Here is a 26,641-nt window from a genome sequence, read left to right as displayed (position 1 = left end):
AATCTTCCGGCATTTCAGCCCGGCTAATGTATATACGAGTAGTAAAACTACAGAAGAGCGGCTTGTGGCCCCCGGCTGCGTTGTGAGAATAATCGTTAAGGTTGGTCTTTTTCCAACTACAAAAGGTAAAAGCTTGATGCTGTCTGCCAAAATTGAAGAAATTTCAGCTATTTCTAACTTTTGTTCGACACTCCCTCAGGTAGTGGGTTTTCGAAAACCACTACATGCAGTCCGTTGTACGCCGATCAAGGATAGACCATGAGCCTCCCTTCGCTTGCCGAACTGCCCGCCATTCTCCTGCCGCTTGTCACCCGCGCCGAGCAGTCGTTCCGGGCTGCCGTCGCCGCCCTGGACGATGACCATTGGCTGTCTGCCTGGACGCCGGAACGCTGGGCGCAATTTGCCCGCGTCACCGCCGCCAGCGATTTCGTGATTGAACAGTGTGTTCGTGACCCTTTGATGTTGCTGGAGCTGGTGCAGTCCGGCGAACTGGACCGTAGCTTCGCTCCCGGCGAGTTGTGCGGGCAGATCGCGGCCGCCGTGAGCGTGGCCGAGACCGAGGATCTGCTTGGCCGCGCCTTGCGCCGCCAGCGTGCACGCCATCAAGTGCGGATCATCTGGCGCGACCTGACCCGCCAGGCCGATTTGATCCAGACCTGCCGCGACCTTTCGGACATGGCCGATGCCAGCATCGATCAGGCCTATCAATGGTTGTACGTGCGCCATTGTCAGCAGTTCGGCGTGCCGACCGGGCGGCGCAGCGGCGAACCGCAGCAGATGGTCGTTCTCGGCATGGGCAAGCTCGGTGCCGTGGAGTTGAACCTGTCGTCGGACATCGACCTGATTTTTGCCTACCCCGAGGGCGGCGAAACCGTCGGCGTCAAACGCCCGCTGGATAACCAGGAGTTCTTCATTCGTCTGGGTCAGCGGCTGATCAAGGCCCTGGACCCGATGACCGTCGACGGCTTTGTATTCCGCGTCGACATGCGCTTGCGTCCTTACGGTTCGGCGGGCGCGCTGGTGCTGAGCTTCAACGCGCTGGAGCAGTATTACCAGGATCAGGGTCGCGACTGGGAACGCTACGCGATGATCAAGTCGCGGGTGGTGGCCGGCGATCAGGTGGCCGGCGCGCAACTGCAAGAGATGCTGCGACCTTTCGTTTACCGACGTTACCTGGATTTTTCCGCCATTGAAGCGCTGCGCACCATGAAGCAGCTGATCCAGCAGGAAGTGCGGCGCAAGGGCATGGCCGACAACATCAAGCTCGGTTCCGGCGGTATTCGCGAAGTCGAGTTCATTGCCCAGGCGTTCCAGCTGATCCACGGCGGCCGCGATCTGAGCTTGCAGCAGCGCCCACTATTAAAGGTGCTGAGCACGCTGGAAGGTCAGGGTTACCTGCCGCCGGCCGTGATCAGCGAGCTGCGTGAAGGTTACGAATTCCTGCGTTACACCGAGCACGCGATTCAGGCGATTGCCGATCGCCAGACGCAAATGTTGCCCAATGGCGAGCAGGATCAGGCGCGTATTGCCTTTATGCTGGGTTTCGCCAACTGGACGGCGTTCCACGAGCAACTGATGTACTGGCGCGGCCGTATTGCCTGGCACTTCGGGCAGGTGATCGCCGATCCCGATGAAGAGCAGGGCGCCGAAAGCGAAGTGGTGGTCGGTGGTGAGTGGTTGCCGCTGTGGGAAGAGGCCCAGGACGATGAGGCCGCCTGCCGCCAACTGGAGGAAGGTGGTTTCAAGGATGCCCCAAAAGCCTTGAGGGCCCTGGCCGGCTTGCGCAGCAGCCCGCAGTTGAGGGCGATGCAGCGTCTGGGTCGCGAACGTCTCGATGCTTTTATTCCGCGTTTGCTGGCGCAGGCCGTGGAACATGACAATCCGGACCTGGTACTGGAACGGGTGCTGCCGCTGGTTGAAGCCGTGGCCCGTCGTTCCGCTTATCTGGTGCTGTTGACCGAGAACCCCAGTGCGTTGCGGCGGTTACTGACGCTGTGCGCGGCGAGCCCGTGGATCGCCGAGCAAATCACCCGCTTCCCGCTGCTGCTCGACGAATTGCTCAACGAAGGCCGGCTGTTCAAGCCGCCACTGGCGCCAGAACTGGCGGCAGAGTTGCGCGAGCGTCTGACACGAATTCCCGAAGACGACCTCGAACAGCAAATGGAAGCCCTGCGTCACTTCAAGCTGGCGCACCGCCTGCGGGTGGCTGCCTCGGAAATCGCCGGCAGCCTGCCGCTGATGAAGGTCAGCGATTACCTGACCTGGCTCGCCGAAGCGATCCTGGAGCAAGTGCTGGCACTGGCCTGGCGCCAGACCGTGGCCAAGTACGGCACGCCGCTGCGCACCGATGGCACTTTGTGCGATCCCGGGTTCATCATTGTCGGTTATGGGAAAGTCGGCGGCCTGGAACTCGGGCATGGTTCGGACCTGGACCTGGTGTTCATCCACGACGGCGATCCGCAGGCTGAAACCGATGGCGTCAAACCCATCGATGGTGCGCAATTTTTCACCCGGCTGGGGCAGCGGATCATTCACTTGCTGACGGCGCAGACCAACTCCGGGCAGCTGTATGAAGTGGACATGCGTCTGCGGCCGTCCGGGGCGTCGGGGTTGCTGGTGAGTTCCCTGGGGGCGTTTGCCCGTTATCAGGAGAACGAAGCCTGGACCTGGGAACACCAGGCGCTGGTGCGGGCGCGGGTGTTGGTGGGCAGTCAGGATGTCGGCCAGGCCTTCGAGAAAGTCCGCGCTGCGATATTGGGCAAGACCCGTGATCTGCCGACCCTGCGCCAAGAGGTCAGTGAGATGCGCGCCAAGATGCGCGATAACCTTGGCAGCAAGAGCACGGCGGCCGGCACCGGGGCAAATGCCTTCGAAGCCACGGTGCCATTCGATATCAAGCAGGACGCCGGAGGTATCGTCGATATTGAATTTATGGTGCAATACGCGGCCCTGGCGTGGTCCGAAACACACCCGCCATTGCTGCGCTGGACGGACAACATCCGCATTCTGGAAGGGCTGGAGCATGAAGGGCTGATGCCCGTCGAAGATGCCAGCCTGTTGCGTGAAGCGTATAAAGCTTACCGCTCCGCCGCCCACCGGCAGGCCTTGCAGAAGGACCCCGGGGTGATACCGGGCGACCAGTTCGCAGACGAACGGCAGCAGGTCATGCGGATCTGGCGTGAGCTGGGGCTGAGCTGAAACGCTCCGGTTGGAACGAAGAGATTCAAATGTGGGAGCGAGCCTGCTCGCGATGAAGTCGTCACAACCAGCATCTATGCTGACGGTCAGGCCGCTTTCGCGAGCAGGCTAGCTCCCACGGTAGATCTGCGGTGTTTTGTAGAATTCTCGAGGCGGGGAGGCATAGGCCTCCCCGGTTCGTTTATGGAAACCACATGAAAATTCTGATCGTTGGGCCCAGTTGGGTCGGTGACATGGTGATGGCGCAGACACTTTTCCAGTGTCTGAAACAACGCCACCCGCAATGCGAAATCGACGTGCTGGCCCCCGAGTGGAGCCGGCCGATTCTTGAGCGCATGCCCGAAGTTCGCCAGGCCTTGAGCTTTCCGCTCGGTCACGGTGTCCTGGAGCTGGCAACGCGTCGGCGCATCGGCAAATCCCTGGCTGGCCAGTACGACCAGGCGATCCTGTTGCCCAACTCCCTGAAGTCGGCGCTGGTGCCGTTCTTTGCCGGCATCCCGAAGCGCACCGGCTGGCGTGGCGAATTCCGCTATGGCCTGCTCAACGACGTGCGCACGCTGGACAAGGATCGTTACCCGTTGATGATCGAGCGCTTCATGGCCTTGGCGTTTGAGCCGGGCGTTGAGCTGCCAAAGCCGTATCCGCGTCCGAGCCTGCAGATCGACCCGGTTACCCGCGAAGCTGCACTGGCCAAATTCGGCCTGGCCCTCGACCGTCCGGTGTTGGCCCTGTGCCCCGGCGCCGAGTTTGGTGAGTCCAAGCGCTGGCCGTCCGAGCATTACGCCAAGGTTGCCGAAGCGAAGATCCGCGAAGGCTGGCAAGTCTGGCTGTTCGGTTCGAAAAACGATCACGCCGTGGGCGAAGACATCCGCGCGCGGCTGATTCCCGGCCTGCGTGAAGAGTCAGTGAACCTCAGTGGCGGCACCTCGCTGGCCGAAGCCATCGACCTGATGTCCTGTGCCGATGCGGTGGTGTCCAACGACTCCGGATTGATGCACGTTGCCGCCGCCCTGAATCGCCCGCTGGTCGCGGTCTACGGCTCGACGTCACCAGGTTTCACACCACCATTGGCCGAGCACGTTGAAGTCGTTCGCCTGGGTATCGAATGCAGTCCATGCTTCGACCGCACCTGCCGTTTCGGCCATTACAACTGCCTGCGCCAACTCATGCCGCAAGCGGTGAACGAAGCCCTGCAGCGGTTGCAAGGCACTCCGGTCGAGGTCAAATAGCTTGCGGGTTCTGTTGATCAAGACTTCTTCGCTGGGCGACGTCATTCATGCGTTGCCGGCGTTGACCGACGCGGCGCGGGCGATTCCCGGCATCAAATTCGACTGGGTGGTGGAAGAAGGCTTTGCCGAAATCCCGACCTGGCATCCGGCGGTGGGCAAGGTGATTCCGGTGGCGATCCGTCGCTGGCGCAAAAACATCTGGCAGACCATCAAGAGCGGTGAGTGGAAACGCTTCAAGCAAAGCGTTCGCGCCACCAAATATGACTTGGTGATCGACGCCCAGGGCTTGCTGAAAAGCGCCTGGCTGACCCGTTACGTCAAGGCCCCGGTGGCCGGTCTCGATAAAAACTCGGCGCGCGAGCCCATCGCTGCGCGCTTTTACGATCGACGCCTGGCCGTTGCCCGTGGGCAGCACGCGGTGGAGCGAGTGCGTCAGTTGTTCGCCATCGCGCTGGGCTATGACTTGCCCAAAGGCCTGGGCGACTACGGCCTGAATATCGAGCGCCTGGTGGAATTGCCGCGCAAGAACCCGTACGTGGTGTTTCTGCATGGCACCACCTGGGACACCAAGCACTGGCCCGAAGCCTATTGGCGCGAGCTGACCGAACGGGTCGGCTACCTGGGCGTAGGGGTGAAGCTGCCCTGGGGCAATGCCCTGGAGAAAGCCCGGGCCGAGCGCATCGCTGCTGGGTTCAAACACGCCGAAGTGTTGCCCAAATTGAATCTGGCCGGTGTCGGCAAGGTGCTGGCGGGCGCACAGGCCTGCGTGGCGGTGGACACCGGTCTGGGCCATCTGGCCGCCGCGCTGGATGTGCCCACGCTGTCGCTGTTCGGCCCGACGAATCCGGGCCTGACCGGCGCCTATGGCAAGGTGCAGATTCACCTGGCCAGCGACTTCCCTTGTGCGCCGTGCCTGCAAAAGAAATGCACTTATCAACCGACGGCTGAAGATGCCCGTCAATTTGACCTGAAACGCGAGTGGCCCCTGTGCTTCACGCGTCTGAATCCCGAGCGTGTCGCCAGCCGACTGAGCACGTTGTTAATGGCTGAGGAGCTGCGCTGATGCAATTGGCATTTGTCTTGTACAAGTATTTTCCGTTTGGCGGCTTGCAGCGCGATTTCATGCGTATCGCCCTGGAGTGCCAGAAGCGCGGTCATCAGATTCGCGTCTACACGCTGATCTGGGAGGGCGACGTACCGCCGGGTTTCGAAGTGTTGGTGGCGCCGGTCAAGGCGTTCTTCAACCATCGGCGCAACGAGAAGCTCAGCGAATGGATGGAAGCTGACCTGGCCAAGCGCCCGGTGGACCGCCTGATCGGCTTCAACAAGATGCCGGGCCTGGACGTCTACTACGCCGCCGACGGCTGCTTCGAAGACAAGGCGCAGAACCTGCGTAACTCGCTGTATCGCCGTTGGGGCCGCTATCGCCACTTCGCCGAATACGAGCGAGCGGTGTTCGCCAAAGAGGCGAAGACCGAAGTGCTAATGATTTCCGAAGTCCAGCAGCCGCTGTTCATCAAGCATTACGACACGCCGCTGGAGCGCTTTCACCTGCTGCCGCCGGGCATCGCCCAGGACCGTCGCCGACCGGCCGATGCCGATGAAATTCGCGCCGGGTTCCGCGCGGAATTCAACCTCAAGGACGACGAACTGCTGCTGGTGCAGATCGGCTCCGGGTTCAAGACCAAGGGTGTGGACCGCAGCCTCAAGGCGCTGGCGGCATTGCCCGCTGATCTTAAGAAACGCACCCGGCTGTTTGTAATTGGCCAGGATGACCCCAAATTATTCCAGATGCAGAGTGCGACATTGGGGCTCGGCGACAACGTCACGTTCCTCAAGGGGCGCAGCGATATCCCGCGTTTCCTGTTGGGCGCTGACCTGTTGATCCACCCGGCGTACAACGAAAACACCGGAACGGTTTTGCTCGAAGCCCTGGTGGCCGGCCTGCCGGTGCTGGTGAGTGCGGTGTGCGGTTACGCCCATTACATCGCCGAGGCCGATGCGGGCCTGGTGCTGGACGAGCCGTTCGATCAGGCACAACTGACGCAGTACCTGACCGGCATGTTGAACGACGCTCAAGCAAGGGCGGCCTGGAGCCGCAATGGTCTGGCCTTCGCCGAAACGGCCGACCTCTATAGCATGCCGCAGCACGCGGCCGATGTGATTCTGGCGGAGCACGCTTAAATGAAGTTGATGCTGGCTGAACCGTTCAAGAGCCTCTGGGCTGGACGCGACCCGTTCGCCGAAGTCGAGGGGCTCAAGGGCGAGGTGTACCGCGAGCTGGAAGCACGCCGGACATTACGCACGGAAGTCGACGGCAGCGGGTTTTTCGTGAAAATCCACCGTGGCATCGGCTGGGGCGAAATCTTCAAGAACCTGCTCACTGCCAAGCTTCCTGTACTGGGTGCCGGTCAGGAGTGGAAGGCGATTCAGCGCCTGCAGGAAGTCGGCGTGCCGACCATGACCGCCGTCGCGTATGGCGAAAAGGGCAGCAACCCGGCCGACCAGCACTCGTTCATCGTCACCGAAGAGCTGGCGCCGACAGTCAGCCTCGAAGATTTCAGCATCAACTGGACCCGGCAGCCGCCCGAGCCAAAACTCAAGCGCGCGCTGATCGCCGAAGTCGCCCGCATGACCGGCATGATGCACCGCGCCGGGGTCAACCACCGCGACTGCTACATCTGCCATTTCCTGCTGCACACCGACAAGCCGGTGACCTTTGATGACTTCAAGCTCTCGGTGATCGACCTGCATCGTGCCCAGACCCGCCCGGCGATCACCTCGCGCTGGCGCAACAAGGACCTGGCCGCGCTGTACTTTTCCGCGCTGGACATCGGCCTGACCCGCCGCGACAAGCTGCGTTTCCTCAAAGGCTATTTCCAGCAGCCGCTGCGTCAGGTCCTGATTGAAGAGGCGTCTTTGCTGGCATGGCTCGACGGCAAGGCCAACAAGCTCTACGAGCGTAAACAGCGATACGGGGATGCGCTCTGATGTCGGGTTGGAAACTGGATCCGGCCTACAGCGAGCTGGCCGATGACTTTGGCAGCCTCGAGGCTGTGTTTGCGCTGCAAGGCGAGCGTTTGACCAGTGACGTGCTCTCGGAGGTCATCCGTGTCGAGCGCAATGGCGTCAACTATTACGTCAAGCGGTATGTGGGCGCTGGCAAAGGCTTGCGGCGTTACCTGGGCAAGCCTCGGGTGAAGATGGAGTGGCAGAACCTCAAGCGCTTTGCCAAGTGGGGGATCCCCACTGCCGAAGTGGTGGCCTGGGGGCTGGAGCGGCGCGGTGCGGCCTACGCTCGCGGCGCGATGATTACCCGGGAGCTGCCGCGCACCGAGGACTTGTCGGCACTGGCCGAGCGCCGCGACCCGAAACTGTCGGATCGCGCCTGGGTCGATACCGTCAGTCGTCAGCTGGCCCAATACACCCGGACCATGCACGACCACCGCTTCACCCATAATGATTTGAAGTGGCGCAACCTGCTGATCGACGATGAGGCTCGAGTGTTTTTGATCGATTGCCCCAACGGCGATTTCTGGCGCGGTTTCTGGCTCAAGTACCGTATTACCAAGGATCTGGCGTGCCTGGACAAGGTCGCCAAATATCAATTGTCGGCTACCCAGCGCCTGCGCTTTTACCTGCAATACCGCAACCGGACCCGGCTCAACGCTGCGGACAAAAAACGTATCCGGCATGTGGTGAGATTTTTCGAGGGACGCGAATGACTGATTTTCTGGCCGCTGAGGACCGAGCGCTGCTTGAGCGCCATGGCCTCGGCACGTTCGAGGCACTCTGGGCCAAACAGCTCGATGCGGTGGACGAGCCCAACACCGGTCGCGGCGGCTGGAGCAGCGTGTTTCGGCTGGATCTGGAAGGTCATGGTTTCTACCTCAAGCGCCAAAGCAACTACCTGACCCGCACCCTGCGCGCACCATTCGGTGAGCCGAGTTTCGCTCGCGAGTTTCGCAACATCTCCCGTTACCGAAAGATGGGCATTCCGGCGCTGGAAGCGGTGTTCTACGGGGAGCGCAAGGTCAATGGCGAAGTCCGCGCGATCCTGATGACCCGTGCCCTGGACGGTTGGGACGACCTCGACTCGCTGTTGCAGCGCTGGGCTGACTTGAGCCCTGAGCAGCACTTGGAAATCCTCAAGGCCAGTGGCGAACTGGCCCGGCAGCTGCACGCTGCGCGCCAGGTGCACGGGTGCTTCTATCCCAAGCACATTTTCATGCGCGCCACCGGCAATGGCTATCAGGCTCAATTGATCGACTTGGAAAAGACCCGGCCGCTGCTGTACGGGCGGCGTGACCGAATCAAGGATCTGGAACCGCTGGCACGCCGCGCGCCCGAGTGGGGCGAGTCGCAACTGCGGCAATTACTGGCCGCTTATTTGGACCAACCGCAGGACAGCTTGTTGATCGACAGCTGGCTGCGGCGTTTGACGACGCGGCGCAGCCAAAAGGGACCACGCTGATGCGTTTATCCGAGTTGAAGTCCGCCGGCCGCAATCCGGCGTTGCCGCTGAGCGTTTCGCTGGCTGATGCCGCCGGCCCCGCCGAACTGCAACTGCTGAGCCTGTTGCGGGTGTTGCCGGGGCAGCGTTATGTCGGTGCCGGCGTCTGGCGTGGCCGGCCGGTGTTGGCCAAATTGCTGGTTGGCAGCAAGGCCGCACGGCATTTTCAGCGTGAACTGGACGGCGTGCGCCTGCTCTCTGCACAAGGGCTGACCACGCCGCAGCTGTTGGCCGATGGCCTGAAAGAAGGCGAGGGTGGCTGGCTGCTGTTTGATTTCCTTGAGCATGCCGAGAGCCTTGGTGACACCTGGAAGCAGGTTGAGCAGCAGCCCGTGCTGTCCGATGGACAAGGGGCGGTGCTGGCCGAGGCGTTGGGTGCAATCGGTCAGATGCATCGCAAGGGCCTGTGGCAGGAAGACCTGCACCTGGACAACTTGCTGCGCCAGGGCGGTCGCCTGTACCTGATCGATGGCGCGGGCATCTGCTGCGAGACGCCTGGCCAGCCGCTGTCCCGGCAGAAGGTCCTGGAAAACCTCGGGGTGTTCTTCGCCCAGTTGCCGAAGTCGATCGAACCCTTCATTGAAGAGTTGCTGGTGTATTACCTGCTCAGCAACGGCGAACACGCCTTGCCTATGGAAGCGTTGCAAAAGCAGATCGACAAGGTCCGCAGCTGGCGCCTCAAGGACTTCCTGATCAAGGTCGGCCGCGAGTGCACGCTGTTCAGCGTCCAGCGCGGGGCGTTCGGCTTGCGGGCGATTCGCCGCGAGGAAGAAGCGGCCATGCTGCCGGTGCTGGAGCAGGCTGATGCCTTGCTCGATCAGGGGCATCTGTACAAGACCGGCGGTGCGGCGAGCGTCGGCAAGGTCGAGGTGGATGGCCGCACGCTGGTGATAAAGCGCTACAACATCAAGGGTTTTGCCCACTGGCTCAAGCGTTTCTGGCGCCCGAGCCGGGCCTGGCATTCCTGGCGCGAAGGCAATCGCCTGGCGTTCCTCGGGATTGCCACGCCCAAGCCGCTGGCGTTGCTGGAAAAGCGTTTCCTGTGGCTGCGCAGCCGGGCTTACCTGATCACCGAGTACCTGCCGGGGCCGGACATCATCGAGCGTTTTGCGCCGTATGTGGAGCGTGGCGATGCACCGGAAGCCGAACTGGTGGCACTGGATCATCTGTTCGCCGAGTTGATTCGCGAACGCATCAGCCATGGCGACTTCAAGGGGCATAACCTGTTCTGGCAGCAGGATCGCTGGGCGTTGATCGACCTCGATTCGATGTGCCAGCACGGCTCCCTCGGCAGCTTCGCCCCGGCGTATGCCAGGGATCGCGCGCGGTTCATGCGCAATTGGCCTGAAGGCAGTGCCCTTTATCAGGTCATCGATCAGCGGTTGCCCAAGGACATCTCCAGCGCGGCCTGAATCGGACCTTCGGTCCTTTCGCGAACAAGCCCGCTCCCACATTAGCTCTCCAGCGAACACAAAATTTGTGCGCGACATGGATCAAGTGTGGGAGCGGGCTTGCTCGTGAAGGGGCCGGAACTGCCAACCGAGAAGGGCGACAGGTTCTTGTGAACCGTCCTACGCGATCTTGGGAAGTCATGAACTGTGGCTGAAACCGCCCCGATGCTAGTTTGCCTGACGTTCTCGGAGGGCAGGCTGTGACGATCAAAATGGCAGTTTCAGCGGGTGTTTTATCAGTGTCGCTAACGGGCTGCGGGACCGCTGCCACCGTCCTGCAGGATGAGGCCGACGCAGCGCGGGGGTTACGCAGGCAAAAGACCTATTGCCAGTCCATTCCCCGGGTCTACAGCGGCCTCGCTTACGACTTCTGTGTGTTAAATGCTCCGCCAGACCCTACGGGTATCCTTGTGCCGCTGGTTTTGGTGGACCTGGTCGTGTCTGGCGCGCTGGATACCGTTGTCTTGCCGTACACGATTTACCGGCAAAGCGTGGACGGTAGTATCTCCATCTATTGGCGACCTGTGCGCGGATAAAAAATGCCGCGAGGCCCCGGCCGTAGTTGCATGCCGCTTGCAGCTAGAGGTTTGCCGCCGCTTTTACGCTATAATCCCGCCCTTTAGCTGTCTCTCGCCCCTTGCGAGGGCACATTAATTTTTGAGGCGCTTGCGCCTGTATGCAGACTAAAGAGGCTAGACCCCTGTGGCATTGACGATTCTTGGCCTGTCCGGCGCCCTTAGCCATGATCCTTCCGCAGCCCTGTACATCGACGGCAAGCTGGTCGCGGCGGCTGAAGAGGAGCGCTTCGTACGCGATAAACATGCAAAGAACCGCATGCCCTACGAATCGGCGAAATTCTGCCTGGAACAGGCCGGTATCAAGCCGTCCGACGTTGACGTGGTCGCGATTCCGTTCGCACCGATCAGCCTGTTCGGCAAGGCCCGCTGGCAGTACGCCAAGCGTTACTGGTACGCCCCGGACCGCGCACTCGACGCAATCCTGATGGGTAACCGTCGCTACAAGCGCTATCGCAACAAGATCGTCTGGTGCCTGGAGCAACTGGGTTTTGATCCGAAGAAGATCAAGATCGAGCCGGTCGAACACCACCTGGCCCACGCCTCCAGCGCTTATCACTGCTCCGGTTTCAAAGAGAAAACCGCGATCCTGGGCATCGACGGCAAGGGCGAGTACGCCACGACCTTCTTCGGTTACGGCGAAAACGGCAAGATCCACAAGATCAAGGAATTCTTCGATCCGGACTCCCTCGGCGGCCTGTACGGCGCGATCACCGAGTTCCTCGGTTTCGATATGCTCGACGGTGAGTTCAAGGTCATGGGCATGGCGCCGTACGGCGACGCCAGCAAATACGATTTCTCGCGCCTGGCTTCGTTCGAAAACGGCGAGCTGGTGATCAACACCGACTACGCCAACGTCATCGGCCTGCGTCGCTACAAAGAGAAGGGCAAGGGTTACTACTTCTCGCCGAAGCTGATCGAGTGGCTGGGTCCAAAGCGCGAAGGCGACATCGCCGACGAGCCTTACATCCACTACGCCGCCAGCATTCAAGCGCTGTTCGAAAAAATTGCGCTGCAGATGATCGACTACTACCTGGGCAACGTGCTCAAGGAAACCGGCAAACTGGCCTACGCCGGTGGCTGTGCGTTGAACGTCAAGCTCAACCAGAAAATCATCGCCCGTGACGACGTCAAAGAGCTGTTCGTACAGCCGGCATCCGGCGACGCCGGTACCGCAGTGGGCGCGGCAGCCTATGTGTCCCACGCCCGTGGCGTACCGGTCGAGAAGATGGAACACGTCTACCTCGGCCCGTCGTACAGCAACGAAGACGTGATTGCCGCATGCGCCCGTCACGAGAACAAGCCGACGTGGCGCAAGCTCGACAACATGCCGGAGCAGATCGCCAAAATCATGGTCGATGGCAACCCGGTGGCCTGGTTCCAGGGCCGCATGGAGTTTGGTCCGCGTGCGCTGGGCGGTCGTTCGATCATTGGTTGCCCGAGCATTCCCGGCGTGGCTGACCGCATCAACCACCAGATCAAGTTCCGCGAGCGCTGGAGGCCTTTCTGCCCGTCGATGCTCGATACCGTCGCTCCGCAGATGATCAAGATCGATCACCCGGCTCCGTTCATGACCTTCACCTTCGAAGTGGCGGAAGAGTGGAAGACCCGCGTGCCGGAAGTCGTCCACGAAGACGGCACCTCCCGCGCCCAGGTGCTCAAGCGCGAATACAACCCGCGTTACTACGACATGATGAAAGCGTTGGAAGTGCTCACCGGCAACGGTGTGTCGCTGAACACCTCGCTCAACCGTCGTGGCGAGCCGATGATCTGCTCGCCGACCGACGCCCTGAACATGTTCTTCGGCTCGGATCTACAGTATCTGATCATGGAAGATATCCTGGTGGTCAAAGAGGGCGCGAACGCCTATGACACGTTCGGCTGAACGCCATGTGCTGCAGTTCTGCCACGGCTATGACGGGCCGTTCCTCGACTGCGCACGGCAGTACGCCAGCCTGTTCGCGGGGACCGGTTATCGCGTGACCACGGTGTTTCTCACCGGGGTTGCCGACACCGAAGTCGCTGCGGGCTGTGCTTGCGATGAAGTGCTGTTCATGGAGTACAGCTCCAAGGCCATTCGTGGCCTGAAGCTGGGCGCCATCGGCGATCTGCGCAAGATCGCCGCTTCGCGCAACTTCAGTTTCTGCATCGCCCACCGCTTCAAGCCGATCTATATCGCCTTGCTCGGCACGTCGTTGCCGGTCATTGGCGTGCATCACGCTTTTGACGATTACAAGCGTGGCAGCCGCAAACTGTTCGCGCATATTTTCCGCAAGCGTTTGAGTCTGCTCGGTGTGTCCGACGCTGTGCGCGACGACATGCGCCAATGCCTGCCGAAGTGGCCGGCTTCGCGGATCCAGACCTTGTATAACCGTATCGATGTGGACGCCTTGCAGGCGACCCAGGTGTCGGCTCGCGAGGCCCGGGAAACCCTCGGTTTGTCGGCGGATGCCTGGATCGTCGGCAACGTCGGACGGCTGCATCCGGACAAGGACCAGGCCACGCTGCTGCAGGGTTTCGCCGAGGCGCTGCCGGGTTTGCCCGCCAACAGCCAGTTGGTGATTCTCGGCAAGGGGCGCCTGGAGGAGAACCTCAAGGCCCAAGCCCGGGAGCTAGGTATCGGTGACCGGGTTCTGTTCCTCGGTCAGGTGCCGGATGCGCGTAACTACTTCCGGGCCTTCGATGTGTTCGCCCTGAGTTCCGATCATGAACCGTTCGGCATGGTGCTGCTGGAGGCCATGGCCGCTGGCGTTCCATTGCTCGCCACGGCGTGCGGCGGAGCGAAAGAGGTGGTCGAAGGCGTGGGCATCCTGTTCCCGTTGGGCGATGCCGAGCGTCTGGCCCAAGGGCTGCAACATCTGGCCGGCATGGATGATCAGCAACGCCGGCAGTGTGCCGAGTTGATGCTCGAGCGCTTGCGCGAACGCTTTTCCGACCGCGCAGTACGCGATGCTTTCTGGCACTTGCCGCACGTTACCGAACTGGCACAGAGGGGCTGATGCTCAACCGATTTCAAGGCTGGCGCGAGCGTGGCTGGGCGGTAGTCGACGCCTCGACTTACACCGAATCCTGGCAGCGTTATGGCGGCAGCGTCGCGACGCATCCCATGGTGGTCGAGCGGCTGGCGCAACTGGCTGACATTCCGGTGCGTTACCTTGCCTGGGTGCAGGGCGATGAGGTCAAGGCGGCGATCCCGACCTGGGGTCGCGACCTGGCCTTGTCCAAGGACGTACTCAAGCGTCGCGGCAAAAAAGGTCTGTTCGACCTGGGCAACGCCGAAATCATCCTGCCGGCCGCTGCCGATACCCAGGCGCCTTTGCGCCATCGCGCGCGGTATCTGTCGGCGCTGAACGAAGGTCGTTTCACTGGCATCAGGTTGCAGACCGAACAACTGGCCATGGCCCGCACGCCCGAAGAACTGTCGAAAAAATTTCGCTATAACCAGCGCCGCGAATTGCGCTTGCTGGAGGAGGCCGGCGGTGTGGTGCGGCCGGTGTCCGAATTTTCCAGCGCTGAGCTGGCGGCGATTTATTGCGACCTGTTCCAGCGCCGCTGGGGTTTCCCGGCGACGGGTGCCGAACGCATGGCCGAGGTCATCGAGTTACTGCGCGAGTTGCTGATCGGTTCGGTGATTTTCCTCAATGATGCTCCGATTGCGATTCAACTGGTGTACCGAGTCGAAACCCCGCAGTGGATCAGCGTCGAGTACATCAACGGCGGGGTCGATCCCGAGACTCGCGATTTCAGCCCTGGCAGTGTGTTGAGTTTCCTCAATACGCAAAGTGCCTGGGAGCATGCCCGGGCGCAGGACAAACCGTTGCGCTTTTCCTTCGGTCGCGCCGACCGTGAATACAAGGATCGCTGGTGCAACCCCGTGCCGGTCTTCACCGTATGAGCCAAGCCATGAGCCGCAAACAGCAACTGCTCAAGCGCCATCGGCGCAATAAACGTATCGGCCTGCTGATTGCGCTGGTGCTGTTGATTGTCATGGGTGTGCTGGTGGCTTGGTGGTTGCCGCTGGTGCTGGCGGTACTGGGCTGGATTGCCCACGAAGCCTGGTTTGCCGACCATCTGTTCTACTCACCGAAAGACGATTACCAGTACAGCTTTCCCCCCTACACGCCCCAGCCCAAGGTGCACCTGAACGGTGAACATTTGCGGCTGGACGAGGGCGTGATGCTGGTCGACGACGCGACGCTGGTGCTGGCTCTGCGGGTGAAAAGCACCTGGCTGGGTCGTTTTTTCGATCCGGTGGTCGAGTTGGCGGGGGGCGAAAACCCTGACCGACAAACCTTCGAACGGGGCGTGAACGGCCTGCGTTATCTCAATCTCAGTGGTCAGGCTCAGGCGCTGTCCCGTGGTGACCTGCGCTTGCGCGGGCGTTTCTGTCGCGTGTTCGGTGAGCCTGTGCTGTGGGCACTGGAACATCCGGATTACCGGCGTCAGCGGGTAATGGTCATCGCGCCCCACGCCGATGACGCCGAGCTGGCGGCCTACGGTTTGTACAGTCAGGCCGACGAAACCTGGATCGTCACGCTGACAGCGGGCGAAATCGAAGCCGAACACTACCAGCAGATGGGCCTGAGCAAGGTCGATGCGGCCCGTTTGAAAGGCCGCCTGCGTGCCTGGGACAGCATCGCCGTGCCACGTTGGGCCGGTGTAGCCGAGGCCCGCTGCGTACAACTGGGTTACTTCTGTCTGCAGCTGGCGAGCATGCAGGCTGCGCCTGCGGTGGCGGCGGGATCGCGGGAAGCAGACCTGAGCGACACCCGGCTGTTCCGTCAGTTGAATCCTTTCGCGCTGCCCGGCGATGCCGATGGTGCGCCGACCTGGAACAATCTGCTGGCGGATCTGCGAGAGTTGCTGCTGCGGGCCCGGCCCGAGGTCATCGTCCTGCCGCATCCGACCCTGGATCCGCATCCCGATCATATCTGCGCCCAGGCGGCAGTCCTCGAAGCCTTGCAAGGCCTGGACTGGCAACCGACCACGCTATTGGGCTATGCCAACCATCTGCACGACAACGACCGCTGGCCGATGGGCGATACCGGTGATGGCATCGCCTTACCACCTGCCTTCGATCCGGCCCAGGCGATGCAGCCTTATTGCCTGCCCTTGCCGCTGGAGCAGCAGCGAGACAAGGCCATGGCGATGGGAATGATGCACGACCTGCAGCCGGCGATGCCGTTCAAGCGTCGCTTGCGTCGGTTGATACAGCGCTTGTTGGCCGGCCGGTTGCCGCCCACCTATGGCCAGAACGAATTCTTTCGCAAGGCAGTCCGGCGCCACGAGCTTTTGTGGTCCATCAAGCACACACCAGGCAATGTTTCTCAGCGGGGAGAGTTATGAGTCAGCGGTCAAAGGTCCTGCAACTGCAGCCTGACTACAACGTCAAAGCCCATGATTTCGCCGACCTCGCGGAGCAAATCGTCAAGGCCCTGCCCAGTGATCGCTATGAAGTGACCGCTGCGTTTCTGCGCGGTAAGCCCGGGTCGGGCGAAGCGGTGAGCCGAGCCGACCGTTCGGTGTACTTCGAATTTTCAGACAAATCCCTCAAGGGCATGCGCCTGCGGGCCATGTGGCAGCTGTACAAGTTCTGCCGTCGGGAAAAATTCGATGTGGTGATCTGCAACCGCTTCAAGCCGGTGAACATGATGCTGGCGCTCAACCGCTGGTTGAAAGTGCCGTTATGCATCGGCATTTCCCACGGCTTTGGCGAGTACGACCGTTTTTACCGGCGCCGCCAGACCCAGCGCCTGATCGATCGTCACTGGCGCTTCGTCGGTGTGTCGCCTGCGGTGAAACATTATCTGCTGGACTGTGACTGTGGCTTCACCGACCAGAATACCTACGCCATCACCAATGCCATCGACATCGAGCAGGCCGAAGGTCTGCAACACAGTCGTGAAAAGGCCCGTGAACTGTTGGGCATCGATCCGTCAGTGCGGCTGATCGGTGCGTTGGGGCGACTGGTGCCGGTCAAGGGCCATATCTATTTGCTGCAGGCCTTTGCCGCACTCAAGGACAAATACCCCAATACCCAGCTGGCGATCATTGGTGCCGGCCGTGAAGAGTCGCGCCTGGCGGCGGAAATCGACCGCCTCGGCCTCAGTGGTCGCGCCCATTTGCTGGGGTTCAAGGAAATTGCCCTGCAGTACATTCGCGCTTTCGATATCTGGACCATGCCCTCCCTGGCCGAAGGCCTCGGGCTGGCGCTGCTTGAAGGCATGAGCGGGCATTTGCCGGTGATTGCCTCGAACGTGCCGGCCATGTTGCCGCTCATCGAGGGCGCCGGTGGCCTGGCGATTACGCCGAAGGATGTGCCGACGTTGCAGGCGGCGCTGGACACTTACCTTGGCCTTTCGGATGACGAACTCAAGGCCAAGGGCGAGCAAGCTTTCCGTTATCTGCAGCAACACCATGACATCGAGGAGTTCCGTCGCGAATACCTCAATCTGATCGAATCCGGCCTGGAACAGGCCCGCAAGGAACAGCCATGAGCGACGCGCAACCCATCGTCACTGTCATTATCGCGTCGTACAACCACGCCCCTTACATCGAGGAAAGCATTCTCAGCGTCCTCAACCAGACCTATCGGAACATCGAGTTGCTGGTGGTCGACGATGGCTCGAAAGATGACAGCGTCGAGCGGATCAAGGCGTTGCAGGCCATCCATGGTTTCGACTTTCGGGTTCAGGAAAACCAGGGGCTGACCAATACCCTCAATGGTGCGATTGCCCGGGCCAAGGGCAGCCTGATCGTGCCGTTCGGTTCGGATGACATCATGTTGCCGGAGCGAATCGCCACCCAGGTCGCGCATATGGACGGCAAGCCCGAGGTCGGCATTTGCGCCGGTAACATCGAATTGATCGATGCCGACGGCAATCTCTATCCCGAGAAGCGCCAGCGCCGGGATGTGCCGTTCCGTCGCCTGGACTTCGATGACATGTTTCTGGAGCGCAAGCCCTATCCTCCGGCACCCACCCTGATGATCCGCCGCGAAGCGCTGGACAAGGTGGGCGGGTTCGACCCGACCATTCGCCTGGAAGACTTGCTGATCGAGTTGAAGGTGACCCATGCCGGTTACTTCATCGATGGTCTGAATGTATTGATGGCACGCTATCGCAAGCATGCCACCAACTCCTACAAGAACCACCGCTTCATGATCGACAGCATCCTGCGCACCTACGCGCTCTTCAGCGATCACCCGCTGTATGACGAGGTGCGCTACAAGTTTCTCAATTCCATGTTCCTCAAGACCGCCAACCGTGATCGCAAGCTGGCGCGCGAGTTGCTGGCGCAGATTCCGTTCAAGGCCTGGAACAAGAAAACCTGGCGTGGGCTGGGCCGGATGTATTTCTCACGGCTGGAGAAAGACTGAGCCAAAGACTGGATTCAAGGGGGGGAAGGCGGGGCATTGTCCTTGGTGACATGCCCCGGCAATGGCTCACCGTTATTGAGCCGTCTCCTCTGGAAGTTCTTTCCTCGGCTTCCTGGTCTGGCGCAACCAGTGCAGGGTTTTCTTGCCTGCATTGATACCGGGCTTTTCAATGTACAGGTAAGTCAGGCTGCTGATGATGATCAGCAGGCAACTGCACACGGCCAGCAACGGCAGGAAGACCCAGGCTTGCCGGGCGTCCAGGTGCAATATCGGCGGCAGTCGCTGCACCAGTACCCAGAGCACGAATCCGTGCAGCAAATACGTGCTGTAGCTGATTTCCCCCAGCCAGCGAATGCTGCGTGGTCTCAGGGCGCCGAACAAGGTATTGCCGGACGCCACGATCACAAAGAACAGTGAAAGCAGCAGCAGCGCTACCAGGTTGAATGCCCGGTTGAACGCCGTAAAGGCGATCGTCAATGCGAGCAGGGCGATGATGCCCGCCAGCGGAGACAGGCTCCAGGCGACCCATTGTGGACGGCGAATCCAGTACGCCGCAGCGATGCCGCCGAGGAAGCTGGCCAGGTAGTGCTTCTTCAGCGAGTGTTCCCAGCCGACCACCTGGTACAGGGTGTAGATGCCGATCAGGCACAGCACCGTCTGCATCCAGCCGCCGCGGTATATGAACACCAAGGCGGCCAGTGGCAGGGCCAGGTAGAAAAACACCTCGTACCCCAGCGTCCAGGTGACGTTGGAGATCATCATGCCGGTCTGGTGGTATTGGTTGACGTCTGGCCGGTCGAAGGTCAGCCAGGCCAGGGCTTGGCCGATGACCTGGGCGCCGGAGTCCTTGAGTTCCCAGTCCTGCAAATAGAACACACAGACAAATACGGTCAACATCAGCGGCAGGTAGAGCGGATAGAGGCGAAACACCCGCGATACCGCAAATGCCAGCCAGTCGTGTTGCCGCCCGTGGGTGAGCAAGCGGTCCCAGAACAGAAAGCCGGTGATCATGAAAAAGAGGGCGACGCTGCCCTGGCCGAGCTGCGAGTAGAAGTTGCTCGGCGGAAAATCGATCACGCCGGTTTGCAGAAAGATCCACGTAATGATCGAGTGGTGAACGAACACGCCGAAGGCCAGATACCCGCGTAAGCCGTCGATGCCGGCAAAGCGGCTTTCGCCGGAATGTTCCAGCTGTCGGGTGATTCTCGGCACGTTGCGCAACAGTAGCGCAGCAGTCGCGATGGCGAGCAGGTAGGCCGTCATCGCGATAAGCGGGTTGGTTTCTATCATCCGTGAGCCCGGGCCGGAGGAATCCCGGCCAGCACGTGCCTGTTCAAATTATCCACGTCGGCTTTCGAAGCCGTCGCGGCGTATCCCTGCAGCAGCGCTTCGAAGTGATCCTCGAACAGCCAGTGCCGATCTGACGCATAGCGCTGCATGTGGCGCAGATTACGCCGACGCAGGGAAGGGCTCAATGATGATGGGTAAATTCGCAGGTCGGCCAGGTCGATCAGGCCGAACTCGCCGTCCTCCAGCACCAGTACATTGCCCAGGTGCAGGGAACGGAAGTAGACCCCTTGCTGGTGCAGTTGAGCCATGAATTTGCCGAAACGCTCCACCAGTGCCTGGCGTACCGCTGGCGCGGTGATACCTTGCAGGATCTGGCGCAGCGTGTTGCCCGGCAACGGGGAGTAATGCACAGCGCTGCTGCCGTCTTCGAACCGGTAAAGGTCGAGGATGTGCGGTGTCGGGATGCCCATGCTGCGCAGTTGCATGCTATTGACGGCAAAGCGATCGGAGTAGGGCGTGAAACTGCCCGAGGTATACCAGCGGCGGCGGCGGAACAGCTTGAGAAAACTGCCATCTGTCAGGCGCAGGACCTTGGGGCCCAGACCATCCTCTTCGATGATCCGGGCATCGGCAGTCAGCTGTTGCAGGGCGCTTGGTGTCGCGGTTTTGATCGGCATGTCCAGCAGGCGCCGGGCCCGTTGATTGATGCTCAATGCGGCAATCAGCGCCAAGGGGATCCACAGCAGGAACCAGTGCTCCTTGGGGCGAGAGATGATCCCGCCACCTTCAGTCAGGCCTGCACCGATACCGAAGGCCAGCCAGGCTGAGGCAATGATAAACAGCGGTTGCACGCGATGGCGCCGGCTGCTGATGAAGCCCCATGCGAGAAAGAACAGCCATGGCAGCAGGCCGATAAAACCGACGTAGTAGAGCACGCCCAGGGCAAAGCTATGGGGTTCCTGAAGGCTGTAGCCGACGCCGGGGTCCAGGGTCAGTTTGGCGTTGTAGCCGTGCCCGATCCATGGGTGTTCAGCGATCCTGCCCAGGGTCAATTGCCAGAGCTCGATGCGGAAGGAACTGCCTCTTTCGATGATCTTGTTCGAAAACAACGCGAACGTCGCCGTACCGGCGAAGAACATGGCGCCAAGCATGAAGGCCGAGCGTCGGCTCCAACAGATGAAGCACAGCCACAGCGTAGCCAGCGTCAGTGCAACCAGTGGCGTCCTGGAGCCGGTGGCCACTACTGTGGCGAACATGATCGCCATCGCCGGTACGCTCAGCCAAAGTACCTGGCGTCGCCTGCAGGTCATGCTCAGGCTCAGCCAGTAGGTACAAAAAAAGCCGAAAACGTGGGAGCTGAGCAGTGGGTTGTCGAAAGCGCCTAGACCGATCAGGCGCATTTCCGGTTGATAGATCTGGTCGAACCAGTACAGGTTGTAGACAGACATGACCAGCGCCACAGTCGCGGCGCAGAACAGCAGGGGCTGGATGATTTCGCTGCGATAGCGCACCAGCAGGTAGCAGCCAACGAACAGCAACAGGGTATGCAGTGGCGGTTTGAACTGACCAAAGTCGATTTCATCGCCTGGCCCCCAGGACAGGCTGAGCAATGCCCACGCCACAAACAGCAGGGCTGCAATGACGATCGGTTCGTGCAGCAGCTCTTTGCCGATCCGCGGACGCAAGCACAGTGCAATCAGTGCGGGAATGCTGAACAGGCCATAGTAAAGCTTGTGATGCACACTGCGCCCCGGCAGGAAAAACAGCGCACAAAGCAGTAATAAATAACCGAGCGGAAGGATCCACAAACAAATGAAATCGAAGATTCTGTTGGACGTGCTGTTCAAAGCGTTTAATTGCATGCTGGGTAACTTATTCCTGAATTGAGCGATCATACCAAGGCAGGGACATCTGGTGGCTATTTGACGCGTCACAATACACAGACTGTATGCGATTGCCAGAACCCAGGGGAAGCTGTGGTAAAGTCAGCGTCCTTTTCATCGACATTCGCGTGATATGGCCGACTCCAGTCTCTCCGCAAGCCCATCGAGCTTGAAAATCTACTTCCGCCTGCTCGGCTATGTCCGGCCGTATATCAGCCTGTTTCTGATCAGCATCGTCGGTTTTCTGATTTTCGCTTCGACGCAGCCAATGCTGGGCTACATCCTCAAGTACTTCGTCGACGGTCTATCCAACCCTGAAGCGGTGCTGTTTCCAAGTGTGCCCTACCTGCGGGATCTGCAACTGCTGCAGGCGGTGCCATTGTTGATTATCCTGATCGCCGCGTGGCAGGGGTTGGGGTCGTACCTGGGCAACTACTTCCTGGCCAAGGTTTCCCTCGGCCTGGTCCATGACTTGCGGGTCCAGTTGTTCAACAACCTGCTGGTGTTGCCAAACCGGTATTTCGACAAGCATAACTCGGGGCACCTGATTTCACGTATCACCTTCAACGTGACCATGGTCACGGGGGCGGCAACAGATGCGATCAAGGTCGTAATCCGTGAAGGCATGACGGTGATCTTCCTGTTTGCCTCGCTGTTGTTCATGAACTGGCGCCTGACGCTGGTCATGGTCGCCATCCTGCCGCTGATCGCCCTCATGGTGCGCACGGCCAGCAAGAAATTCCGCAAGCAGAGCAAGAAAATCCAGCTGGCCATGGGGGACGTGACGCATGTGGCGTCCGAAACGATCCAGGGCTATCGCGTGGTGCGCAGCTTCGGCGGTGAAAAGTACGAAGAGAAACGCTTCTTCGACGCCAGCCAGGGCAACACCGACAAGCAGTTGCGCATGACTCGCACCGGCGCCATCTACACGCCGCTGCTGCAATTGGTGATCTACACCGCCATGGCTGTGCTGATGTTCCTGGTGTTGTTCCTGCGTGGCGATGCGTCTGCCGGCGACATGGTGGCCTACATCACTCTGGCCGGCCTGCTGCCCAAGCCGATTCGCCAACTGTCCGAAGTCAGCTCGACCATCCAGAAGGGTGTGGCCGGTGCTGAAAGTATCTTCGAGCAACTGGATGTCGAGCCCGAAATCGATACCGGCACCATCGAGCGCGATGTCGTCAGCGGTCGCCTGGATGTGCGCAACCTCAGCTTCACCTACCCGGACACCGAGCGTCAGGTACTCAATGACATCAGTTTCTCGGTCGAGCCCGGGCAAATGGTGGCACTGGTGGGACGTTCGGGCAGCGGCAAGTCGACCCTGGCCAACCTGATTCCGCGTTTCTATCACCACGACAAGGGCGAAATCCTCATCGATGGCGTCGAAGTGGAGCAGTACAAGTTGTTGAACCTGCGTCGGCATATCGCCCAGGTGACTCAGCACGTGACCCTGTTCAGCGATACCGTGGCCAACAACATCGCCTATGGCGACCTGGCTGGCGCACCCCGTGAAGACATTGAAAAGGCGGCCAAGGATGCCTACGCGATGGACTTTATTGCTCAATTGCCTGAAGGCCTGGACACCCAGGTCGGGGAAAACGGCGTGCTGCTGTCCGGTGGCCAGCGTCAGCGCCTGGCGATTGCCCGGGCACTGTTGAAGAATGCTCCGCTGCTGATTCTCGATGAGGCGACTTCGGCACTCGATACCGAGTCCGAGCGGCATATTCAGGCAGCCCTGGATCAAGTCATGAAAGGTCGCACTACGCTGGTGATCGCTCACCGTCTGTCGACCATCGAGAAGGCCGACCTGATCCTGGTCATGGATCAAGGGAAAATCGTCGAGCGCGGCACCCATGAACAACTGCTGGCGCAAAACGGCTACTACTCGCGCCTCAATGCGATGGGCCTCGACGCCCCGGCCGAAGACATCGCCTGACCCCGAAAGGGCGAGCCAGGCTCGCCCTTTCGCACACCTGGCGTGCAACGCGTCAGGTGATTTGTATCCAGACCTTTACGCTTCTTGACCAAACCGGAATAAATCTCGGCAACGTGCTTGTTAAGGTTCCTGAACGAACTTTGACTTGAATCGAGAGGGCCCTCCCTTTCGTGCGGGTATCTGCATGTTGCAACGTTATCTCTGGAAGCTGTTGCCAAAATCGCAACGGGCTTTTTTGCTGGGGCGCCTGTCGGTCGTGGACCGTCAAGTGGTGAACAAGTCGATGTCGGCCAACGTCAGTTTCCCTGAGCCCTTCGAGCAGCGTTCCTGCCTGTTCATCCACGTCCCCAAATGTGCCGGCAGCAGCATCTGTGCGGCCATTTTTGACGACTGGAGCCCGGGCCACTTGCCGTTGTACTGGTACGAGCAGCAATTTCCCGAGCAGTTTGCCGCCAGCTTCAAGTTCGCGTTCGTTCGCGATCCCCTGGAAAGGGCCTACTCGGCCTACGCATTCCTGCGGGGCAACGCCTTGGGGAAGCGGGATCACGCGGCGCAGAAACTGGTCAGCCACTACCGTGACTTTGATGACTTCGTCGGCCGCTGGCTGCACTCCGAAACGATCCAGCGACAGTTGCACTTCGCCGCGCAAACGGATTTCCTGACGGATTCCATGGGGCATCTGGCGCTGGACTTCGTCGGCTACCAGGAGCACCTGGAGCGGGATTTCAGGCTGGTTTGCGAGCAATTGGGCTATCCGGTGGAGCTGCCCCACGTGAACAGGTCGCAGCAGCGGCGCCCGATGCTGGCGCGCGAGTTCTGCACGGTACGCACCCGCAGGCTGGTTCGGCGGGTCTATCAGCGTGATTACGAGGTGCTTGGATATGAATGAAGCCGTTTCGTTGTCCCGCCACTCGATCATGCCCTACCCGTTATTGCTGTCGAGCGAGGACCGTGCGGCCCTCAAGTCGCAGGCACCACGCTGTCTCTGGCTGACGGGGTTGTCAGGGGCCGGCAAGTCGACCCTGGCCAATGCCCTGGAGTTGCAACTCAATCTACAAGGGCTGCACACGTTCGTGCTCGATGGCGACAACCTGCGCGCCGGTCTGTGCCGTGACTTGGGGATGGGGGTTGAATGCCGTCGGGAAAATATCCGGCGCACCGCCGAGGTGGCACGCCTGATGGTCGACGCGGGGCTGATTGTGATCGTCGCGGCGATCTCGCCGTTCCGGGCCGAACGCGAGGCGGCGCGTCGATTGTTTGCCGACGGAGACTTCATCGAGGTGTTTGTGAGCACGCCGTTTGCGGTTTGTGCGCAACGAGATCCCAAGGGATTGTACCGGGCTGCCCGGGAAGGCCGGATCAAGGATTTCACCGGCATCGACAGTCCCTATGAGGCGCCGCTACACGCGGAGTGCGAAATCGATACACAGGCGATGGATATGAGCGAGGCGTGCTGTCGTCTCGCGGGTTTTCTGCTCAAAAAATGAGCAATAAAACCCGGCGAATCATCCGGTTGCAGCCACCGCACAAGCCGACACCAACCCTGTGTTAATATCGCGCCCCTGTTCATTCTGTATGTGGGTTGCACCATGAAGTTGTCCATGCCGCGATTCGATCAAGCCCCTGTCTTGGTAGTCGGCGATGTCATGCTCGACCGTTACTGGCATGGTGGTACCTCACGGATTTCTCCTGAGGCACCGGTGCCGGTGGTCAAGGTCGATCACATCGAAGACCGCCCGGGCGGTGCTGCCAACGTTGCCTTGAACATTGCCGCCCTGGGGGCTCCGGCCTCGCTGGTCGGTGTCACCGGCGACGATGAAGCCGCCAACAGCCTGGTCAACAGCCTCAAGGGCGCAGGCGTGCGGGCCATCTTCCAGCGCATTGCGCACCAGCCGACCATCGTCAAGCTGCGGGTCATGAGCCGTCACCAGCAATTGCTGCGCATCGACTTCGAAGAACCCTTCGCCACCGACGCGCTGGCGCTGGCCGCGCAGGTCGATGAGTTGCTCGAAGGCATCAAGGTGCTGGTGCTGTCCGACTACGGCAAAGGCGCGCTGAAAAACCATCAGGCACTGATCCAGGCCGCCCGTGCCCGTGGCATTCCGGTGCTGGCCGATCCCAAGGGCAAGGACTTCTCGATCTACCGCGGTGCGAGCCTGATCACGCCAAACCTCAACGAATTCGAAACCATCGTCGGTGGTTGCGCCGATGAGCACGAATTGGTGAGCAAGGGCGCGCAGCTGATGCACGACCTGGACCTCGGTGCCTTGCTGGTGACCCGTGGCGAGCACGGCATGACCTTGCTGCGTCCGGATCATCCGGCGCTGCACTTGCCGGCCCGTGCCCGTGAAGTGTTCGACGTGACCGGTGCCGGCGACACAGTAATTTCCACCCTGGCGGCCGCGATTGCCGCTGGCGAAGAACTGCCACACGCGGTGGCCCTGGCCAACCTGGCGGCGGGTATCGTGGTTGGCAAGCTCGGTACGGCGGCCATCAGTGCGCCGGAATTGCGCCGTGCGATTCAGCGTGAGGAAGGTTCCGAGCGTGGAGTGCTGGGCCTTGAGCAGCTGTTGCTGGCGGTCGATGATGCCCGCGCGCACAACGAACGGATCGTGTTCACCAACGGGTGCTTCGACATCCTGCACGCCGGTCACGTGACCTATCTGGAACAGGCGCGAGCTCAAGGCGATCGCCTGATCGTGGCGATCAACGACGATGCATCGGTCAGCCGCCTGAAAGGGCCGGGTCGTCCGATCAACAGTGTCGACCGACGCATGGCCGTACTGGCCGGTCTGGGTGCGGTGGACTGGGTCATCAGCTTCTCGGAAGGCACTCCGGAAAACCTGCTGAGCGCGGTCAAGCCGGACGTGCTGGTCAAGGGTGGTGACTACGGGATCGATCAGGTGGTCGGCGCGGACATCGTGACGGCCTACGGCGGTACCGTGAAAGTGCTGGGGCTGGTGGAAAACAGCTCCACTACTGCGATTGTCGAGAAGATCCGCAAGTCCTGATTGTGACGCGGGTTTGTTGTGGTGAGAGGGTTTGTTGTGGTGAGAGGGCTTGCTGTGGCGAGGGGGGCTTTGTGGCGAGGGGGCTTGCCCCCGTTCGGCTGCGAAGCAGTCGTAGAACCATGCTCTGTGGTGTATCAGGTAGAACACGGTTGCAGGTTTTAGGGCCGCTTCGCGACC

General features: G+C 60.7%; 21 protein-coding genes. 19 read left to right on the top strand and 2 right to left on the bottom strand.

Annotated elements, in window-relative coordinates; genetic code table 11:
* Positions 1-258: 258 nt before the first annotated feature.
* The 15 genes from glnE to KGA96_RS03445 all read left to right on the top strand — a co-directional run bounded on the left by glnE (position 259) and on the right by KGA96_RS03445 (position 18,344).
* A complete protein-coding gene (gene glnE, locus KGA96_RS03515) occupies positions 259-3,198 on the top strand; it encodes a bifunctional [glutamate--ammonia ligase]-adenylyl-L-tyrosine phosphorylase/[glutamate--ammonia-ligase] adenylyltransferase (RefSeq protein WP_046039740.1) in 2,940 nt (979 codons plus the stop codon).
* A gap of 194 nt (positions 3,199-3,392) precedes the next feature.
* A complete protein-coding gene (waaF, locus tag KGA96_RS03510) occupies positions 3,393-4,427 on the top strand; it encodes a lipopolysaccharide heptosyltransferase II (protein ID WP_046039741.1) in 1,035 nt (344 codons plus the stop codon).
* Between the two features lies 1 nt (position 4,428).
* A complete protein-coding gene (gene waaC, locus KGA96_RS03505) occupies positions 4,429-5,490 on the top strand; it encodes a lipopolysaccharide heptosyltransferase I (RefSeq protein ID WP_046039742.1) in 1,062 nt (353 codons plus the stop codon).
* Positions 5,490-6,611, top strand: a complete 1,122-nt coding sequence (locus KGA96_RS03500) for a glycosyltransferase family 4 protein (protein ID WP_046039743.1) — start codon at positions 5,490-5,492, stop codon at positions 6,609-6,611. The genes waaC and KGA96_RS03500 overlap by 1 nt, the downstream gene beginning before the upstream one ends.
* Entirely contained in the window at positions 6,612-7,418 is an 807-nt protein-coding gene (rfaP, locus tag KGA96_RS03495) for a lipopolysaccharide core heptose(I) kinase RfaP (RefSeq protein WP_223511582.1), read from the top strand.
* Complete coding sequence (locus KGA96_RS03490) at positions 7,418-8,152, top strand: lipopolysaccharide kinase InaA family protein (RefSeq protein WP_046039745.1); 735 nt, start codon at positions 7,418-7,420, stop codon at positions 8,150-8,152. The genes rfaP and KGA96_RS03490 overlap by 1 nt, the downstream gene beginning before the upstream one ends.
* Positions 8,149-8,901 carry a lipopolysaccharide kinase InaA family protein gene (locus tag KGA96_RS03485; protein ID WP_223511580.1) on the top strand — a complete coding sequence of 251 codons (753 nt, stop codon included), beginning with the start codon at positions 8,149-8,151 and terminating at the stop codon, positions 8,899-8,901. Before KGA96_RS03490 ends, KGA96_RS03485 begins: the two co-directional genes overlap by 4 nt.
* On the top strand, positions 8,901-10,352 hold the full coding sequence (locus KGA96_RS03480) for a lipopolysaccharide kinase InaA family protein (protein ID WP_223511578.1): 1,452 nt from the start codon (positions 8,901-8,903) through the stop codon (positions 10,350-10,352). Before KGA96_RS03485 ends, KGA96_RS03480 begins: the two co-directional genes overlap by 1 nt.
* Before the next feature lie 239 nt (positions 10,353-10,591).
* The gene (locus KGA96_RS03475) at positions 10,592-10,927 is read left to right on the top strand and encodes a YceK/YidQ family lipoprotein (protein ID WP_046039986.1); all 336 of its coding nucleotides are present in this window, start codon (positions 10,592-10,594) and stop codon (positions 10,925-10,927) included.
* Between the two features lie 166 nt (positions 10,928-11,093).
* Entirely contained in the window at positions 11,094-12,851 is a 1,758-nt protein-coding gene (locus tag KGA96_RS03470; RefSeq protein ID WP_046039750.1) for a carbamoyltransferase, read from the top strand.
* The gene (locus KGA96_RS03465; protein ID WP_223466316.1) at positions 12,835-13,965 is read left to right on the top strand and encodes a glycosyltransferase; all 1,131 of its coding nucleotides are present in this window, start codon (positions 12,835-12,837) and stop codon (positions 13,963-13,965) included. Before KGA96_RS03470 ends, KGA96_RS03465 begins: the two co-directional genes overlap by 17 nt.
* A complete protein-coding gene (locus tag KGA96_RS03460; protein ID WP_046039752.1) occupies positions 13,965-14,861 on the top strand; it encodes an antimicrobial resistance protein Mig-14 in 897 nt (298 codons plus the stop codon). The genes KGA96_RS03465 and KGA96_RS03460 overlap by 1 nt, the downstream gene beginning before the upstream one ends.
* Before the next feature lie 8 nt (positions 14,862-14,869).
* Positions 14,870-16,312 (top strand): PIG-L deacetylase family protein, encoded by a 1,443-nt coding sequence (locus KGA96_RS03455; RefSeq protein ID WP_046039988.1) that lies wholly within the window; start codon positions 14,870-14,872, stop codon positions 16,310-16,312.
* A complete protein-coding gene (locus KGA96_RS03450) occupies positions 16,309-17,463 on the top strand; it encodes a glycosyltransferase family 4 protein (protein ID WP_223511576.1) in 1,155 nt (384 codons plus the stop codon). The genes KGA96_RS03455 and KGA96_RS03450 overlap by 4 nt, the downstream gene beginning before the upstream one ends.
* A complete protein-coding gene (locus tag KGA96_RS03445; RefSeq protein WP_223511574.1) occupies positions 17,460-18,344 on the top strand; it encodes a glycosyltransferase in 885 nt (294 codons plus the stop codon). Before KGA96_RS03450 ends, KGA96_RS03445 begins: the two co-directional genes overlap by 4 nt.
* 72 nt (positions 18,345-18,416) lie before the next feature.
* On the opposite strand, the gene KGA96_RS03440 is transcribed toward KGA96_RS03445, so the two are convergent.
* Positions 18,417-19,634, bottom strand: coding sequence for an acyltransferase family protein (locus KGA96_RS03440; RefSeq protein ID WP_046039756.1), 1,218 nt, complete (start codon positions 19,632-19,634; stop codon positions 18,417-18,419).
* Positions 19,631-21,496: a bifunctional O-antigen ligase/aminoglycoside phosphotransferase family protein gene (locus tag KGA96_RS03435; RefSeq protein ID WP_046039758.1), complete on the bottom strand. Its 1,866-nt coding sequence runs from the start codon at positions 21,494-21,496 to the stop codon at positions 19,631-19,633. Before KGA96_RS03435 ends, KGA96_RS03440 begins: the two co-directional genes overlap by 4 nt.
* Positions 21,497-21,650: 154 nt before the next feature.
* On the opposite strand from KGA96_RS03435, the gene msbA reads away from it, so the two are divergent.
* From msbA to hldE, 4 genes are all read left to right on the top strand, one after another.
* Positions 21,651-23,453 (top strand): lipid A export permease/ATP-binding protein MsbA, encoded by a 1,803-nt coding sequence (msbA, locus tag KGA96_RS03430; RefSeq protein WP_046039760.1) that lies wholly within the window; start codon positions 21,651-21,653, stop codon positions 23,451-23,453.
* A 184-nt stretch (positions 23,454-23,637) separates the two neighbouring features.
* Entirely contained in the window at positions 23,638-24,342 is a 705-nt protein-coding gene (locus KGA96_RS03425; RefSeq protein WP_046039761.1) for a sulfotransferase family 2 domain-containing protein, read from the top strand.
* Complete coding sequence (gene cysC / locus KGA96_RS03420) at positions 24,335-24,940, top strand: adenylyl-sulfate kinase (protein WP_046039762.1); 606 nt, start codon at positions 24,335-24,337, stop codon at positions 24,938-24,940. The genes KGA96_RS03425 and cysC overlap by 8 nt, the downstream gene beginning before the upstream one ends.
* A 102-nt stretch (positions 24,941-25,042) precedes the next feature.
* On the top strand, positions 25,043-26,464 hold the full coding sequence (gene hldE / locus KGA96_RS03415; RefSeq protein WP_046039763.1) for a bifunctional D-glycero-beta-D-manno-heptose-7-phosphate kinase/D-glycero-beta-D-manno-heptose 1-phosphate adenylyltransferase HldE: 1,422 nt from the start codon (positions 25,043-25,045) through the stop codon (positions 26,462-26,464).
* Positions 26,465-26,641: the final 177 nt, after the last annotated feature.

Origin of the sequence: Pseudomonas sp. GL-R-26 (genome assembly GCF_019947365.1) — a bacterium.
Taxonomy (GTDB): Bacteria; Pseudomonadota; Gammaproteobacteria; order Pseudomonadales; family Pseudomonadaceae; genus Aquipseudomonas.
This window is presented reverse-complemented; position numbering and strand designations above follow the sequence as displayed.

Bases quoted from the DNA above. Each gene is read 5' to 3' on its own strand.
- cysC (WP_046039762.1), top strand. From the start codon at position 24,335: ATGAATGAAGCCGTTTCGTTGTCCCGCCACTCGATCATGCCCTACCCG.
- KGA96_RS03450 (WP_223511576.1), top strand. From the start codon at position 16,309: ATGAGTCAGCGGTCAAAGGTCCTGCAACTGCAGCCTGACTACAACGTC.
- KGA96_RS03490 (WP_046039745.1), top strand. From the start codon at position 7,418: ATGTCGGGTTGGAAACTGGATCCGGCCTACAGCGAGCTGGCCGATGAC.
- KGA96_RS03485 (WP_223511580.1), top strand. From the start codon at position 8,149: ATGACTGATTTTCTGGCCGCTGAGGACCGAGCGCTGCTTGAGCGCCAT.
- KGA96_RS03460 (WP_046039752.1), top strand. From the start codon at position 13,965: ATGCTCAACCGATTTCAAGGCTGGCGCGAGCGTGGCTGGGCGGTAGTC.
- hldE (WP_046039763.1), top strand. From the start codon at position 25,043: ATGAAGTTGTCCATGCCGCGATTCGATCAAGCCCCTGTCTTGGTAGTC.
- KGA96_RS03480 (WP_223511578.1), top strand. From the start codon at position 8,901: ATGCGTTTATCCGAGTTGAAGTCCGCCGGCCGCAATCCGGCGTTGCCG.
- KGA96_RS03440 (WP_046039756.1), bottom strand. From the start codon at position 19,634: ATGATAGAAACCAACCCGCTTATCGCGATGACGGCCTACCTGCTCGCC.
- KGA96_RS03435 (WP_046039758.1), bottom strand. From the start codon at position 21,496: ATGCAATTAAACGCTTTGAACAGCACGTCCAACAGAATCTTCGATTTC.
- rfaP (WP_223511582.1), top strand. From the start codon at position 6,612: ATGAAGTTGATGCTGGCTGAACCGTTCAAGAGCCTCTGGGCTGGACGC.
- KGA96_RS03425 (WP_046039761.1), top strand. From the start codon at position 23,638: ATGTTGCAACGTTATCTCTGGAAGCTGTTGCCAAAATCGCAACGGGCT.
- KGA96_RS03455 (WP_046039988.1), top strand. From the start codon at position 14,870: ATGAGCCGCAAACAGCAACTGCTCAAGCGCCATCGGCGCAATAAACGT.
- waaF (WP_046039741.1), top strand. From the start codon at position 3,393: ATGAAAATTCTGATCGTTGGGCCCAGTTGGGTCGGTGACATGGTGATG.
- KGA96_RS03445 (WP_223511574.1), top strand. From the start codon at position 17,460: ATGAGCGACGCGCAACCCATCGTCACTGTCATTATCGCGTCGTACAAC.
- KGA96_RS03500 (WP_046039743.1), top strand. From the start codon at position 5,490: ATGCAATTGGCATTTGTCTTGTACAAGTATTTTCCGTTTGGCGGCTTG.
- KGA96_RS03465 (WP_223466316.1), top strand. From the start codon at position 12,835: ATGACACGTTCGGCTGAACGCCATGTGCTGCAGTTCTGCCACGGCTAT.
- glnE (WP_046039740.1), top strand. From the start codon at position 259: ATGAGCCTCCCTTCGCTTGCCGAACTGCCCGCCATTCTCCTGCCGCTT.
- msbA (WP_046039760.1), top strand. From the start codon at position 21,651: ATGGCCGACTCCAGTCTCTCCGCAAGCCCATCGAGCTTGAAAATCTAC.